Source organism: Campylobacter sp. IFREMER_LSEM_CL1097, from assembly GCF_025772225.1.
In the GTDB taxonomy this organism is placed as follows: Bacteria; Campylobacterota; Campylobacteria; order Campylobacterales; family Campylobacteraceae; genus Campylobacter_D; species Campylobacter_D lari_D.
Genome location: NZ_JAKMRT010000027.1, coordinates 1 through 14394 on the forward strand (window position 1 = coordinate 1; position 14394 = coordinate 14394).

Below are 14394 nucleotides of genomic sequence, written 5' to 3' on the forward strand. Positions count from 1 at the left end.
TTAGCAGATACTTGATAAAATGCTATAATCTTGCTTTAAATTTTTTAAAGGTTTTTTATGGCTGCTGATGATCAAGAGAAAACAGAAGAACCCACATCCAAGAAAATAGAAGATGCGCGACAAGAAGGAAATGTCCCAAAAAGTCAAGATGCATCTGCTGTGGCTGTACTTATTATAGCTGTGGTTGTGGTGTTGTTTATGATGCCTTTTATAGGTGAGAGAATTAGCGGTTTATATCGTTTTTATCAAAGTTTTATAGGTATTGAAATTGATTTAAAGATTTTACAAAAAATCATTATAAAAACTATGATAGAGATGTTTATTATGGTATTGCCTATTACTTTAGTAATTATGGTAGCGGGTGTGCTTGGAAATCTAATGCAGTTTGGTTTTATTTTTACTACTAAGCCCATTACTCCAAATTTTAATAAAATTAATCCTATTAACGGGCTTAAAAATCTTTTTTCTTTAAAAAAGATTATTGAAGCTTTGAAAATTATACTTAAAGTCGGTGTTGTATTTGGTATAGCTTTTGTTTTTTTATTGCAATTTATGAAAGAACTTCCTAGAGTAGAACTTTATACGATTTATCCACAACTTTTATGGCTTAGGGATAAAGCTATTATACTTGCAGCTATTGTTATTATAGCTTTTTTGATTATAGGGCTTTTAGATGTACTTTTGGTAAGGTATCAATACTTTAAAAACTTACGCATGAGTAAGCAAGAGGTTAAAGATGAATTTAAACAAAGCGAGGGAGATCCTTTAGTAAAAGGAAGAATTCGTCGTTTGCAAATGGAAGCAGCAAGGCGTAGAATGGTGCAAGATGTTGCTAGTGCTGATGTTGTGATTACTAACCCTACCCACTATGCGGTTGCTTTGCGTTATGATAGTTCCAAAGAAGCTGCACCAAAAGTTTTAGCTAAAGGAGTGGATTTTTTAGCTTTGCGTATTAAAGATATGGCATATGAATACAATGTTATGATTTATGAAAATCCTCCTTTAGCTAGAGAACTTTATAAAGCTTGCGAGGTAAATGATCTTATTCCACCAGAGCTTTTTAAAGCAGTGGCAGAGGTTTTAAGCTTTGTCTATACTTCCAATAGACAAAAATTTGCCGATAGATTAAAATAAATTTAGCTTTTTAATCAAGCTTATAATGGTCATAGTTATAGAAAGGGTGTAAATACCTAAAAGTGCTATGCGGTGGGATTTAAGATTGATTTTTTCCATGATTTTTATACCAAGATAAACTCCTAGCATAGAGCTAAATCCTACTAAGCTTCCATTTTGTAACACTTCTTTATCAATGATATCATTATACACAAAAGAACTAATTCCTGAAATTGAAGCAAATATTACAAAAAATAAACTAAGTGGCACTACTTTTTTAGTATCATAGCCTAAAAAATAAGCTAAAATAGGGGTAATTAAAAGCCCACCACCAATTCCTAAAGATATAGCAAAAATTCCTGTAAATACGCCACAAATTAGCAAAATAGAATTTTTTAAGATATTAGAGTGGTTAATGTTTCCAATGGTGCTTTTTTGATTAAAAGCAAATTTTAAAAAGAATACAATACTCACGCATAGAAAAATACTTGTTAAGGTTATATCTGAAAAATATGAGAGTAAAAGCCCGCTAAACATCGCACCTAAAAAGCCTCCAAAGCCTATGATAAGTCCATCTTTTAAGATTAAATTTTTCTTTTTATAGTTTAAATAGGAACCAAAAATAGAAGCAAAAATCATTTGTACAACAGAAATTGCAACAGCATGATGAGAGCTAAGTCCTAAAGTAAGCATGAAAGGAACGATAATCATACCACCACCTATGCCAAAAACCCCTGAAGCCATACCTGAAAAAATTCCTATAATCATATAAGGAAGTAAAGTTAAATCCATAATTTATAAACCTTTAAATAAAAAATATTGTAACAAAATAAAATTTATTTATCTTTAGAAAATATAATCATAGTCGATTTACGATGACTATAAAGATTTTTTGGAGTTAATATGAAATTTTGTAAAAAATGCGTTATGCCAGATACTAAGCCTGATTTGCATTTTAATGATGAGGGAATTTGTGATGCGTGTTGCTCGCAAGAAGCTAAAAATCATGAGATAAATTGGCAAGAGCGTGAAAAAGAATTTCTAGAACTCGTTAAAAAATATAAAAAACATCCTGTGTATGATTGTGTGATAGGAGTAAGTGGTGGTAAGGATTCTACCTTTCAAGTTTTAAAATGTCTTGAACTTGGACTTAATCCTTTGTGTGTTTGTTTTGAACCAAGTATTCCTACTAAAATAGGTAAAAAGAATTTAAAAAATTTAAATAATCTTGGTGTTGATTTAATCCATATCAAAAGAAATCCTTTGGTGTATAAAAAATTAGCCCGCGAAGCTTTTATAAGAACGGGTGATAATGAATGGCAAAACCATTTGGGGATTTTTACATGTGTTCCAAAAGTAGCTGTTGCTTTTGGTATTCCTTTGATTATTTGGGGAGAAAGTCCGCAGATTGAGTATGGTGGGCCAGCTAGCTCTAAAGAAAAAAACACTTTAGGTAGAGAGTGGCTTGAAGAATTTGGCGGACTTTTGGGTAATAGAATTTCTGATATGATTGGTGTTGATGGTATTAGAGAAAAGGATTTATATTTTTATACTTATCCAAGTGATGAAGAGCTTCAAAGAGTAGGAGTTACAGGGTTATTTTTGGGATATTATTTTAAATGGGATTATAAGTATAATTTAAAAATATCTAAAGAAAATGGCTTTAAAACTAGTACAAAACCAGTTGAAACTACTTATGAGAATTTTGAAAATTTAGATTGTTATTCAAATCATGTGCATGATTATTTAAAATACTGCAAATATGGTTTTGGAAGAGCTACGGATAATGCGTGCTTGGATATAAGACTTGGCTATATTAGCCGTGAAGAGGGCGTGAGACTTGTAAATAAATATGATGGAAAGCCACCTAAAAAGGCTATTAAGAAGTATTTGGAATTTAGTGGTTTTAGTGAAAAAGAATTTGAAAAAATTGTCGATTCTTATACTAATAAAAAGATATTTAAACGCGATGAAAATGGTAAATTCTTAAGAGATAGTGATGGATCATTGATAAAAAAAGATGAGTTTGTTTTGAAATGATTTGTATTGTTGATTATCATCTTGGAAATTTTAAATCTGTTTTGAAAGCTTTTGAAAAACTTAATCAAGAAGTGATTATAAGTTCTAAAAAAGAAGATATAAAAAATGCCTCTAAATTAGTTTTACCAGGCGTTGGATCTTTTAAACAAGGTATGGAAAATTTAAAAAAACTTGCACTAGATGAGCTTTTAAAAGAATGTGTTTTAAAAGATAAAAAGCCTATTTTGGGGATTTGTCTTGGTATGCAACTTTTTGCTAGTAAGGGATATGAGGGCGGAGAGTGCGAAGGGCTTGATTTTATAAAAGCAAAGGTTTTGAAATTTGATTTAAGTAAAGAAAAATTATTGCATAGTGGTTGGGATGATTTACAATTTAGTGATAAAAAAAGCAAGCTATTTGATGGAATTTTAGAAAAAAGTGATTTTTATTTTGTGCATTCTTATTATGTAGAGTGTTTAGAAAGTGTGGAAACTTCTTTTTGTGAGTATGAAAAACCTTTTTGTGCAAGTTTTGAAAAAGATAATATTTTTGCTGTGCAATTTCACCCTGAAAAAAGCCAAAATGTAGGTTTGAAACTTTTGGAAAATTTTGCAAATTTAAAGGCCTAGTATGCTTAAAACAAGAATTATACCTTGCGTGTTATTAAAAGATCATCAGCTTGTAAAAAGTATCAATTTTTCTTCTTTTAGAACTATAGGGCATGTAATAAGCACAGCTAGGATATATAATGCTAGAAATGTTGATGAGCTTATAGTTTTGGATATCAATAAAAATGGTGTTATAGATTTTGAAAGCTTAGAAGATATAGCTAATGAGTGCTTTATGCCTTTAACCATTGGAGGTGGGATTAGAACTTTAGAAGATATTAGAAAAGTGTTAGATATAGGTGCTGATAAAATTAGTATTAATTCTATGGCTTTGCAAGATCCAGATTTTGTCAAAAAGGTGGCAAATACTTTTGGAAGCTCTTGTGTAGTATGCTCGATTGATGTAAAAAAAGACAAAAATAAATTTAAAGTTTTTAATAATGAAATTTTAGATATTGATCCGCTAGAACTTGCATTACAATACGAATCTTTAGGAGCAGGGGAGATACTTTTAACAAGTGTTGATAAAGAAGGAAGTTCTTTGGGGTATGATTGGGAATTGCTAGAGTATTTCAAAGGTAAATTAAAAATTCCACTCATTATCAATGGAGGACTTTCTAAGCCTCAAGATGGGGTAAAAGCTATACAACTTGGTGCGAATGCATTGGCTGGTGCTTATATATTTCATTTTAGTCAATATACTCCAAATGATGTTAAAAATGGGCTTTTAAAAAATGATATCCCCGTGAGGATTGTTTAAATTTACAAAATAAAAATTATTATCTTCTTTAATAACTTCAAAACCATGTTTTAAATATAAATTCAAAGCTTTTGTATTTTCTTTGAAAACACATGCGTTTAAAGTTTGAACTTTTAAAACATTGAAAGCATAGTTTTTAACTTCTTGCATTAAAAGCTCACCTACGCCTTTTTTTATACCATAAAGCCCAAATTCACAGGATATTTTTATGATATTATTAAAATATATTACTCCCAGTTTCTCGTTATTTTTTATCAACAAAAAATATTTTTTATTTTTGTTTTTGTTTAGTTCTTTTAAAAATATTAAGTGATTTTTATAATTTATATTTTTTGTTTTCATAAATTTAGAGATATTTGGAGAATTTCTTATATAAAAAATTTCCTTTTTTTCTTCTTTTGTAAGATTAGTAAAATTTTTATAAAAAATCACTTTATAACCTTTATACTTTTAAACACTTCAGCATATTGAAGACCAACTCTCATTCCTTGGTATTGTGCATTTATTTTTATCCCCTCTAAACTTCTTGGATGGGGATAATTTCTTAGTTCTGATTGATAAAAAGACATAGCTTTTAGCTTCAAATCAAGCGTCTCACTAATATCAAAAAATACATCAGGTTGAAAGCTTAATGGATAGTTCCATTCTGTACTCGAAAGAATTTCAAAACTATAAATTTCTTTAACACTTTCTTCTTGTAGAGATCTTGTAGCGGTAATTGTTGCTTTGTATGTAATTTGATGGTCTATATTGAGATCTTTTTCATAATGTGTGAAAATTATATTTGGTTTAATTTCATTTTTAACTTCTTCTATACTCTTGACTATTTCTAATAATGGTATTTTATCAAAAGCATTATCAGGAAAAAACTTTCTAAAAACTTTTTTAATGCCTAAAAGATTATTTGCTTTAAATAACTCATCTTCTAAAATTTCTTGTTCATTTTCACTATTTATCTCTCTGCTTGTTTTACCTTCTCCAAGTATTAAAGTATAAGCTTCATATCCTTGTTGAATATATTTTGCTATAGTTCCAAAGCATCCTAAAACTTCATCATCTGGGTGAGCTGCTATAATTAAAATTTTGTTATTTTTCATAAAATATTACCTCTGCTTTTATTTTATTATTGTGTTTTTTTGCGTTTTGAAAAACCATTTTTATATTTTCAAATTCCAAAAAAGCTTTTGGATAATCAATGGCATCAAGCATGCGTATAAAATCATATATTTTTATCAAATTTGGATTTTCGAGTGTATTGATATTACTTTGTTCTTTTGTTCTTCTTTTGAAAATTACTACTTTCCCTTTTTGTATGCGAGGGTTGATTTTTGTATGTAAAATTCTTGGTATTAGTTTAAAGAATATGATTTTTGAGATTTTTTCATAAATTCGTTGTGCATTTGAAATTTTAAAACTAATATTGTGTTTTAGATATATTTCTCCACCATCTAATGTATCACAAGCTTTTAAAGCACAAATTTTGCTTTTATATACCCCTCTTATGATTAAATTTTGTAAAGGTGAACCTCCTCTTCCAAATGGTAAATTTCCAAGGTGGAAAATAATACATTGATAGTTATTGTAAATTTCTTGAGGTATATAGAAAGACCAATGCGGGAAGAATATATAATCTGGGTTTATTTTTGTTATTTTTTCTAAAGTAAGATCGTCTTTTTTTGTTATGAGGTAAAAAGTATATGTTTTATATAATTCTTTTAGTTTATAAAAATTATTAATATTGTGCTCTCTAAGAGTTGCTATGATTATATTCAAACTGCAACTCCATATATTTGATTAAATATATTTAAGTTGTTACCCCCCCCCATGTATGCAAAAGACAAATTTACAAAATAAAAATTATTATCTTCTTTAATAACTTCAAAACCATGTTTTAAATATAAATTCAAAGCTTTTGTATTTTCTTTGAAAACACATGCGTTTAAAGTTTGAATTTTTAAAACATTGAAAGCATAGTTTTTAACTTCTTGCATTAAAAGCTCACCTACACCTTTTTTTATGCCATAAAGCCCAAATTCACAAGAAAGTTTAGTGATATTGATAAAATCAATCACGCCTATGATATTTTCATCATCATATACTAAAAAATATTTTTTAGTTGCGTTTGTTTTTAAGCTAGATAAAAAGTTTAAATGCACTTCTAGGCTAATATTTTGCGTTTTCATAAATTTAGCAATGCTTTCATCGTTACGCCATTTTAAAACAAGTTTGATTTCTTCTTGAGTCAAATGGATAAAATCTTTTAAAATTATCATATAAAATTCTCCACTTCATAGCCTTTTTTAGCAAGCCATGTTGCAAGTTTTTCTTGATTTTTAGCATAAGCTATGGCTTTAAAATTTGCTTTTAAAATTAAAGCTTCATTTACCAATGAACTTGCACTAATGATGAGTTTTTTGCTTTCATTCATCAATCTTGCAAGATTAGATTGGTCAATGAGAATTTGTATATTAGGGTTTTTTTGGCTTAATTTTCGAAGTGAGTTTAGATGAGAATTTGCTTTTGTGGTAGCTATGATGATAGTTTTGTTTTTGTTAAGTTTGTTTGCTATATCAAAGGAAATATTTTTTGGATCACTTCCTCCTATACAGATAAAATAATCATAAATTTTTTCTCTTTTTATCTTTCTTTCTTGGTAAAATTCATCGCGTATTAGAGCATAGGAAAAGCCACATCTTAATTCACAATATTTTGGCACTAAATTCTCATAATCACTTTCTTTAGCATAAGCATTAACATTTAGTAAAATGTCACAAAAATGTTCTTTTATCTCATCATCAAAACTTAGAATTTTAACCCCTGTTTCTAGCTTGATGAGTTTTTCATCATCTGCAGTAATTTCATAATGATCAATAATCAAAAGATCAAATTTTTCTTTTTTGATGAGATTGATTAGCTCATATACACTAGCACTTGTTAGTTCATATACAGGATAAGGAATTTCATCTATCAAAGAACCTTCTAGAGCTAAACATGCAAAAGATACATCATGATATTGCTTAGCTAACAAAAGATCTCTTTTGATATGTCCGTGTCCTATGGTGCTAGAACTATCACTTCTAAAAAGAACTTTCATGTATTATGCTCGTTAATTTTGATACATTCTTGAAATTTTACACAAGGCTCTTTTTCATTAAATAAAAAATCTAAAATTCCTAAATAAGCTATAAAATTTGCACCCAATTGAGTATAGGTTGGATGGATAAAATCAAAATATTCAATTTTTATATTTGCATTTTTAAAAATTTCTTTTGCTGTTTCTTTTTCAAGATAGTTTTTTGAACCTTCTGGGGAAAGGTAATGATCAGCTTTTAGTATTTGGCAAATTTCAAGTAGTAATTTTTCTTTTTTTTCATTTTTTAAATTTAAAGAAGAGCTTTGCAAAATGGGTGTTTTGATGCTCAAATGCTCGCAGTAAATTCTGATTAGCTCCATGTTAAATTGTACTAAATGTGTATGTTTAAATAAGACTTTTTCTAAGATATTGTAGTATTTATTAAAATTAATACTTTTAGAGTAAGCATGATGAATAGTTTTTAAAAATTTAATTTTCCATTTATCATCTTTATCAAATAATATATCCTGAAGTAATGTTTTTTGTGACGCTTTTTGTAAATTTAATCCCAATAAAAAGGTTTTATCTTGTAGTTTAATTTTATTTCTATTTTGCCATGATCTGCGTTCAAATTGCACATTATCCAAAAAGACAAAAGTATCAACACTTTGTATCATATATATATAGCCAAGCCATGGATTAAAGGTTGGCTGCATGATAGCTATTTTCACTTAATTTTTCCATAAATTACAATATCGCTATCATTAACTAATCTTTCATCTTCTCCCATGATATTGGTATTTTCATAAGTAAGCACTTTAAAATCATATAAATTTAAATATTCTTTTAAAATTTCTACAAGTTCGTATTCTTGATATAGAGTATTAATACATCCAAGCTCTCCTGTAGTATTATCATTTGTGATTTTAAAACAATTATGAGCTATTTTTTCTCCATAACCATATCTATAATCTTTTATGCTTCTTGTTCTTAAAAAAAACAAAGCATTTTCTTTATACATAGAATTTTCTTTAGAAATTTTTAATAATTTTAAAAAATCTTCTTTCAATAGATAGTTAATCACATTGGGAATCATAAAAATATCTGCATTAATATTTGGATTTTTTAAAGGAAAATCTAAGATATTATCATGAAAAAACTGATAGTTTTTACATTGAATTATTTCTTTGAAGTTATAATTAGCATTGCTGATACTTTCTTTGCTTAAGTCAACTCCGATACACTCATAATCATAATTTGCAAATAAAGAGAGATTGTTGCCATTAGAACAGGCAAATTCTAAAACTTTTTGGTTGCTTTTTTGATGCAGTCCTTGTTTGAAAAAAAATTTAATCACGGCTAAATCTGGAAATTTTAAGCCTTTTAAATTTTTTAAATACATTTTTACTCCTTAGTGATTTTTCCATATATAATTATATCGCTATCTTTGATATAAACTTTATTTTTTATATTAATATTTTCACTTGTGATAACTTCAAAATCATATAAATTTAAATTTTCTTTTAAAATTTCCACAAGTTCATGTTCTTGGTATGCTGTGCAAAGACAATTTTTTTCGCCACTAAATTCATCATAGCTTAAAATAAAACTATCATTTTTTAATTTTTCTCCAAGCCCATAGCGATGATCTTTAATACTTCTTGCTCTTAAGAAAAAGTGAGCATACCCCTCCCCATTTGCTTGATAAAGATTATTTTGTTTTGCACTTTGTAGTAAATTTTTAAATTCATCTTTAGTAATGTAATTAATAACATTAGGTATTAAAAATACATCTGCATTTATATTTTGATGATTTTTAGCAAAATCAAGCATATTTTCATTAAAAAAACTTGCCTTTTTATAATGCATAATTTCTTTAAAATTATAAATAGCGTTTTCATGATTTTGTTTGCTAAGTTCTACACCGATACACGCATAATTATAATTTGCAAATAAAGAAAGATTATTGCCATTATGAGAAGCAAATTCTAAAACTTTTGCATTTTTTAAAGTGTCAAGTTTGTTTTTAAAAAACCATCTTACAAGTTCCATATCAGGATATTTAAAACCTTTGATTTTATTTATAAACATTTGTTTCTTTCGTGGAATTGATACAATATTTTAGCAAATTCTAAGTCTTCAAAAGTGTCAATATCGCAAATTTTATTTCTTGGAAGTAAAAAAGCTTTAGAATGAGATTTAAACATAAAATCTTCTTCTAGCCACGCTTCTTTTTTGCCAAAGTAAAATGCACCACCATCATGGTAAGCTTTGGTAAGATCTTGTGAGCGTTTATCGTAATTTGACTCATCAAACATGTAAACTTTATTTTGATCATCAAGGTAAAAACCTCTTTGTATAGGGTATTCAAATTCACAAGCTGAAAATAAAAATTTACATTCTTCTTGACTAAATTGTTCAAAAGCTTCTTTTAAGATAAACTCATCTATAAGTGGAGCAGTTGCGTATAAGCAACACACATTTTCATAGATTTTACTTTGTTTTTCTAGAGTGATGATGGCATCTTGGATTACAGCGGTTGAACTTGCATAATCATCACTTAGTTCTTTTTTACGCACAAAAGGAGCCTTAGCACCATACTTTAAAGCCACTTCTATGATCTCATAATCATCACTTGAAATAATTACATCATCAAAAATACCCGAATTTAAAGCACTTTCTATGCTATAAGCAATCAATGGTTTTCCCAAAAAATCAATAATATTTTTTCTAGGAATACGCTTAGAACCACCGCGTGCAGGGATAATACAAAGATTTTTCATGATTTCTCTTTAAATTTATAAAAAAGTAAGTATAATTGAATTTTTATTTTAAAAGGCTTAACATGCTCATAAATCAAACTTATTTTATAGACTCTTGTGATGATGTAGAATTAAATATAAAAAGAGAAAGTAAATTAGAATATAGAATTACTTATGATGATAGTAAGCAAATGAAAGCTATTGTTTTTATCATAGGTGGATTTGGGGCAAATGCTAATATATCTTTTTTAGATTTTGATAGAGAATATCTTGCTAAAAAATTTAATATTATTGTTGTAAATGTTTTTTATCATTGCTTTAGTGCTAGGCCTTCTATAGATGAGAAATATAATCCGATTTTTATGCCAAATGAAAAAGATTGGGAAAGTTTTTGTGAAATAGCAAAAATTTGTGATATGGAAATTTATGACCATGAAAAAAGCAATTTTAAAAATTGTATAAGAAAACTTGATGAAAGATCTAAACAAATAAAACATGAAGGAAGACTGAAAAAAGATTTTTTGATAAATCTTTCTTGTGATTTTGTATTGCCAAATAACGAATATCAAAATTATGGAATTATGGCAGCTATTGATCATATCAATGCTTTAAAAGATATAATGAAAAATTATCCTCAATTTAAATCTTTACCTAAAATTTACGGGGGGGGGTCATCGGAGGTTATTTAGCACTAATGTGTGCTAAAATAGCTCCTTGGTATGTAGATGGAGTGATAGATAATTCAGGAGTGACATTGCCTCATTTACCTCATTTGTTAGGTAGAGAAAGTGAGTGTGGTGAATTTGCTATTAGAGGTGATAATTATATTTTATTATGTTTTGTAAAAAAATACTGGACTAGAGATGAAAGCTCTCCGTATTTTTTAAGTGATGATAATTATATGATAAGGGTTCTTTTAAACTCAAAGCATCTAAGTTTGCAAAATGAAAAAAATCAAAATACAATATTTATCAGTTATCATAGCGCAAAAGATGAGGGAGCTCCAGTGGAACATAAGAGTAATTTTTATGAATTTTGCAAACAACTTGGATTTGATACAACTTTGCATATTGTTAAAGATGAGAATGATGTAGATGGTAGATATATAAAGAGCTTAGAGCATGGTTTGAGAATGACAGATAGGGCTTTATTTAAAAAAGAATTACCTATATTGCTTGAAAAACTAAAAAATAAAACATTTAATATGAGAGAAAATAGCATATCTTATCCTTGTAAAGATAAGATATTTACTTTTAAAGATTTTAAAGATCGATTTGAGCTTAAAATTATGTAATCTTAAGTATATTTAATTGTAGAAATATTCTTTTATTAATAATATTATTGTTTTAGGTATAATATAAAAAATGTAAATATAAGGCTTAACATGCTTAAAAATGAAACTTATTTTATAAACTCTTGTGATGATGTAGAATTAAATATAAAAAGAGAAAGTAAATTAGAATATAGAATTACTTATGATGATAGTAAGCAAATGAAAGCTATTGTTTTTATCATAGGTGGATATGGAGCAAATGCTCATATGACTTTTGTTGATTTCAATAGGAAGTTTTTGGCTCAAAAATATAATGTTGTAGCTGTAAGTGTTTTGTATCATTGTTTTTGTCAAAGAAGATCAGATATAGAAAAATATAGTGCAGCTACTGCATTTATAGAAGAAGATTTACCTAGTTTAAAACTTGTATTAGAACAATTTAATATCAATACCAATGCTTTAAATATTTATACTGCTTGGGAATACTATGAGCTTTTAAATAGAACTATAGGTGAATTAAAAGATAAGAAGATGTTAATTCAGCCTTATAGGGCACATTTTAATGCTACTTTTATTCCTCCAAATAACGAATATCAAAATTATGGAATTATGGCAGCTATTGATCATATCAATGCTTTAAAAGATATAATGAAAAATTATCCTCAATTTAAATCTTTACCTAAAATTTACGGGGGGGGGTCATACGGAGGTTATTTAGCACTAATGTGTGCTAAAATAGCTCCTTGGTATGTAGATGGAGTGATAGATAATTCAGGCGGAGCTTTGCCTCCATTTACATATTTTTTAGGGAAAGAATTTGATAAAGAAGATAGTGTATTTTACGATCCAAATACTATTGTACATTGTCAAGTAAAAACTCATTGGACACGTAAAAATCCAAACTCACCTTATTATTTTGCTGATGAAAATTATTTAATAAGAGCTTTACTTAATAAAGATCATTTGATCTTACAAGCTCAAAAGAATAAAAATATTATTTATACAAGTTATCATAGTGCTAAAGATGTTTTGGTGTCTTTTGAGCATAAAAGTCAATTATTGCAAATTTATCAATTTTTAGGCTATCAAGTTAATTTTAATATAATTGATGAAAAAAATATAGACGGTAAATATATAAAAGATTCAGCGCATGGAGGTGGAATTTCTGATAAGACATTATTTAATAAAGAATTACCTATTATGCTTGAAAAATTAAAAGATAAAAAAATAACCATAAAAAGAAATAGTATATCTTATCCTTGTAAAAATAAAGTTTTTACCTTTAAAGATAAGGGTAATAAATTTATATTGGAAATTATGTGATTTTGATATAATTACTAGATATAGATTTTTAAATATGAAAAGGAAAAAATGACAGCGTATATTAGTATAGGAACAACCAATAGTGGTAACCAAGAAAGACAAGGCTTTTTAATGCAAAATGAAAATAAACTTTTGCAACAAGGTTATATCTATCCAAAATCTCTTAGAATGGCAAATAGACATTGGGTTTTAGTCGATATAGTTTTAGAGCTTATAAAAAAAGATAAATTAAGTCAAAATCCATTGGACGATTTAGAAGATGTGCGTTTGATTAAGGCTGTTGAGAATTTCAAAATAGAAGCCACAATACATAAAGATAAGAAATTTATATTTTCTGCAGAAGGGATAGTTTGGGATTTTTCTACTAAAAGACATATAGAAATTCTTAAAAGTGTTTTAAATGCTTTAGGATTTGATGAAATTTATGAAATTATTTACTTTAGAGATACTCTTGGATATTTAAATTCTCATTGTTCTCAAGATATTAAAAATAATATGGGGTTTTATAGTGCTGATTTTAAGCCTGATGAGCATCCTAGAAAATATATATTTGATTATAAGTGGATTTGCGAGAGCCATATAGAAGTATTTGGTGAAAAAAGTTTAATAGTGAGACTTTTGAAGGAAGAATATGTTGGCGGAACATTACTTAAAGATTTTGTATATCATTTAGGTTTAGAATGGGATGATGAATTTTCATTAAAGCAAAATAAAAATGAAAGTTTTAATCTTTTAGGTATGGAGCTTCAAGGAAGACTTATAAAAAAAGATTTGCATGGGCAAAACATAAATTCTTTACTTTATACGGCTAGAAAAATTTTTGAAGGTGCTAATGAGGATAGGTTGAAATTTAGAGTGCAAAAAGAAATAGCAAAAGCTTATGTTGATTATTATGCTCCTTCACTTGAGTGGGTTAGAGCTAAGTATTTTTCACACAGAAAAAGCTTATTTGAGCCGATTAATTGGGATGAGTATGAAGAAAATCCAACCTTAACCCAAACCAAAGAAAGTGATTGGGATAAAATAGCTGATTTTATAGCAGAAATTATTGTGTCTAAAAATAAAATTATCCAGTCTTTAAAAAGTAATTAACGCAATGTTTTAACATTGCGTTAATTATATGCTTTTTCTAGCATATTTTTGATACTTTGAAAATCTTCAAAATTTTCAGGACTTATAAATTCAGCATTGAGACTTTTTCCATAGTGTTTTTCAATTTCAGCTACTAAAGCCATAATATCAATACTATCTATAATGTCTTCACTTACTAAATTTTGCATTGTTTCATCAATATCGGTTCTCTCTATGTTCATAAAAAACTTTTTAATATTTTGCATATTTATCCTTTTTTTGTTTAAAATAATAATGATTATTATATCTTATTAATATTGAATTTTATAAGAATTTGATAATATATTATCTTTATTAATTTGAGAAAGTTTTAAATGATTGCAAGTGTTATT

At 27.6% G+C, this 14394-nt stretch carries 17 protein-coding genes and 1 pseudogene; 7 read left to right on the top strand and 11 right to left on the bottom strand.

Translation table 11 applies throughout. From position 1 onward, the window contains the following. Positions 1–57 precede the first annotated feature (57 nt). Complete coding sequence (flhB, locus tag L8W64_RS08370) at positions 58–1134, top strand: flagellar biosynthesis protein FlhB (RefSeq protein WP_133319972.1); 1077 nt, start codon at positions 58–60, stop codon at positions 1132–1134. On the opposite strand, the gene L8W64_RS08375 is transcribed toward flhB, so the two are convergent. Continuing rightward, entirely contained in the window at positions 1126–1905 is a 780-nt protein-coding gene (locus L8W64_RS08375) for a sulfite exporter TauE/SafE family protein (RefSeq protein ID WP_133319971.1), read from the bottom strand. The two genes, flhB and L8W64_RS08375, sit on opposite strands and share 9 nt — an antisense overlap. A 111-nt stretch (positions 1906–2016) precedes the next feature. Here L8W64_RS08375 and L8W64_RS08380 point away from each other — a divergent pair, with 111 nt between their 5' ends. The 3 genes from L8W64_RS08380 to L8W64_RS08390 are packed head-to-tail and all read left to right on the top strand — an operon-like array spanning position 2017 to position 4500. Continuing rightward, positions 2017–3153: an N-acetyl sugar amidotransferase gene (locus tag L8W64_RS08380; protein ID WP_133319970.1), complete on the top strand. Its 1137-nt coding sequence runs from the start codon at positions 2017–2019 to the stop codon at positions 3151–3153. Further along, entirely contained in the window at positions 3150–3761 is a 612-nt protein-coding gene (gene hisH, locus L8W64_RS08385; RefSeq protein WP_133319969.1) for an imidazole glycerol phosphate synthase subunit HisH, read from the top strand. The genes L8W64_RS08380 and hisH overlap by 4 nt, the downstream gene beginning before the upstream one ends. Position 3762: 1 nt before the next feature. Further along, positions 3763–4500, top strand: a complete 738-nt coding sequence (locus L8W64_RS08390; protein WP_263673472.1) for a HisA/HisF-related TIM barrel protein — start codon at positions 3763–3765, stop codon at positions 4498–4500. On the opposite strand, the gene pseH (L8W64_RS08395) is transcribed toward L8W64_RS08390, so the two are convergent. The 9 genes from pseH (L8W64_RS08395) to pseF are packed head-to-tail and all read right to left on the bottom strand — an operon-like array spanning position 4468 to position 10356. Further along, the gene (gene pseH, locus L8W64_RS08395) at positions 4468–4932 is read right to left on the bottom strand and encodes a UDP-4-amino-4,6-dideoxy-N-acetyl-beta-L-altrosamine N-acetyltransferase (RefSeq protein WP_263665126.1); all 465 of its coding nucleotides are present in this window, start codon (positions 4930–4932) and stop codon (positions 4468–4470) included. The genes L8W64_RS08390 and pseH (L8W64_RS08395) overlap by 33 nt on opposite strands. Further along, on the bottom strand, positions 4929–5597 hold the full coding sequence (locus L8W64_RS08400) for a PIG-L deacetylase family protein (protein ID WP_263666346.1): 669 nt from the start codon (positions 5595–5597) through the stop codon (positions 4929–4931). The genes pseH (L8W64_RS08395) and L8W64_RS08400 overlap by 4 nt, the downstream gene beginning before the upstream one ends. Further along, positions 5587–6273: a methionyl-tRNA formyltransferase gene (locus L8W64_RS08405; protein ID WP_258108356.1), complete on the bottom strand. Its 687-nt coding sequence runs from the start codon at positions 6271–6273 to the stop codon at positions 5587–5589. The genes L8W64_RS08400 and L8W64_RS08405 overlap by 11 nt, the downstream gene beginning before the upstream one ends. Then, on the bottom strand, positions 6270–6773 hold the full coding sequence (gene pseH / locus L8W64_RS08410; protein WP_263673474.1) for a UDP-4-amino-4,6-dideoxy-N-acetyl-beta-L-altrosamine N-acetyltransferase: 504 nt from the start codon (positions 6771–6773) through the stop codon (positions 6270–6272). Before pseH (L8W64_RS08410) ends, L8W64_RS08405 begins: the two co-directional genes overlap by 4 nt. Then, on the bottom strand, positions 6770–7594 hold the full coding sequence (gene pseG, locus L8W64_RS08415; protein ID WP_263673476.1) for a UDP-2,4-diacetamido-2,4,6-trideoxy-beta-L-altropyranose hydrolase: 825 nt from the start codon (positions 7592–7594) through the stop codon (positions 6770–6772). Before pseG ends, pseH (L8W64_RS08410) begins: the two co-directional genes overlap by 4 nt. Continuing rightward, positions 7591–8304, bottom strand: coding sequence for a WbqC family protein (locus tag L8W64_RS08420; protein ID WP_258108336.1), 714 nt, complete (start codon positions 8302–8304; stop codon positions 7591–7593). Before L8W64_RS08420 ends, pseG begins: the two co-directional genes overlap by 4 nt. Further along, positions 8301–8975, bottom strand: coding sequence for a class I SAM-dependent methyltransferase (locus tag L8W64_RS08425; RefSeq protein WP_258108337.1), 675 nt, complete (start codon positions 8973–8975; stop codon positions 8301–8303). The genes L8W64_RS08420 and L8W64_RS08425 overlap by 4 nt, the downstream gene beginning before the upstream one ends. Before the next feature lie 2 nt (positions 8976–8977). After that, a complete protein-coding gene (locus tag L8W64_RS08430) occupies positions 8978–9664 on the bottom strand; it encodes a class I SAM-dependent methyltransferase (RefSeq protein ID WP_263673478.1) in 687 nt (228 codons plus the stop codon). Then, complete coding sequence (gene pseF / locus L8W64_RS08435) at positions 9655–10356, bottom strand: pseudaminic acid cytidylyltransferase (protein WP_263659988.1); 702 nt, start codon at positions 10354–10356, stop codon at positions 9655–9657. Before pseF ends, L8W64_RS08430 begins: the two co-directional genes overlap by 10 nt. A gap of 62 nt (positions 10357–10418) precedes the next feature. On the opposite strand from pseF, the pseudogene L8W64_RS08440 reads away from it, so the two are divergent. The 3 genes and pseudogenes from L8W64_RS08440 to L8W64_RS08450 all read left to right on the top strand — a co-directional run bounded on the left by L8W64_RS08440 (position 10419) and on the right by L8W64_RS08450 (position 14023). Beyond that, positions 10419–11629 (top strand): annotated as a pseudogene (locus L8W64_RS08440) (DUF2920 family protein). Between the two features lie 90 nt (positions 11630–11719). Then, complete coding sequence (locus tag L8W64_RS08445; RefSeq protein ID WP_263673480.1) at positions 11720–12931, top strand: DUF2920 family protein; 1212 nt, start codon at positions 11720–11722, stop codon at positions 12929–12931. A 48-nt stretch (positions 12932–12979) separates the two neighbouring features. Beyond that, positions 12980–14023, top strand: coding sequence for an acyl carrier protein (locus tag L8W64_RS08450; protein ID WP_263659990.1), 1044 nt, complete (start codon positions 12980–12982; stop codon positions 14021–14023). Between the two features lie 20 nt (positions 14024–14043). On the opposite strand, the gene L8W64_RS08455 is transcribed toward L8W64_RS08450, so the two are convergent. Further along, positions 14044–14268: an acyl carrier protein gene (locus tag L8W64_RS08455; protein WP_087698989.1), complete on the bottom strand. Its 225-nt coding sequence runs from the start codon at positions 14266–14268 to the stop codon at positions 14044–14046. Between the last annotated feature and the right edge of the window lie 126 nt (positions 14269–14394).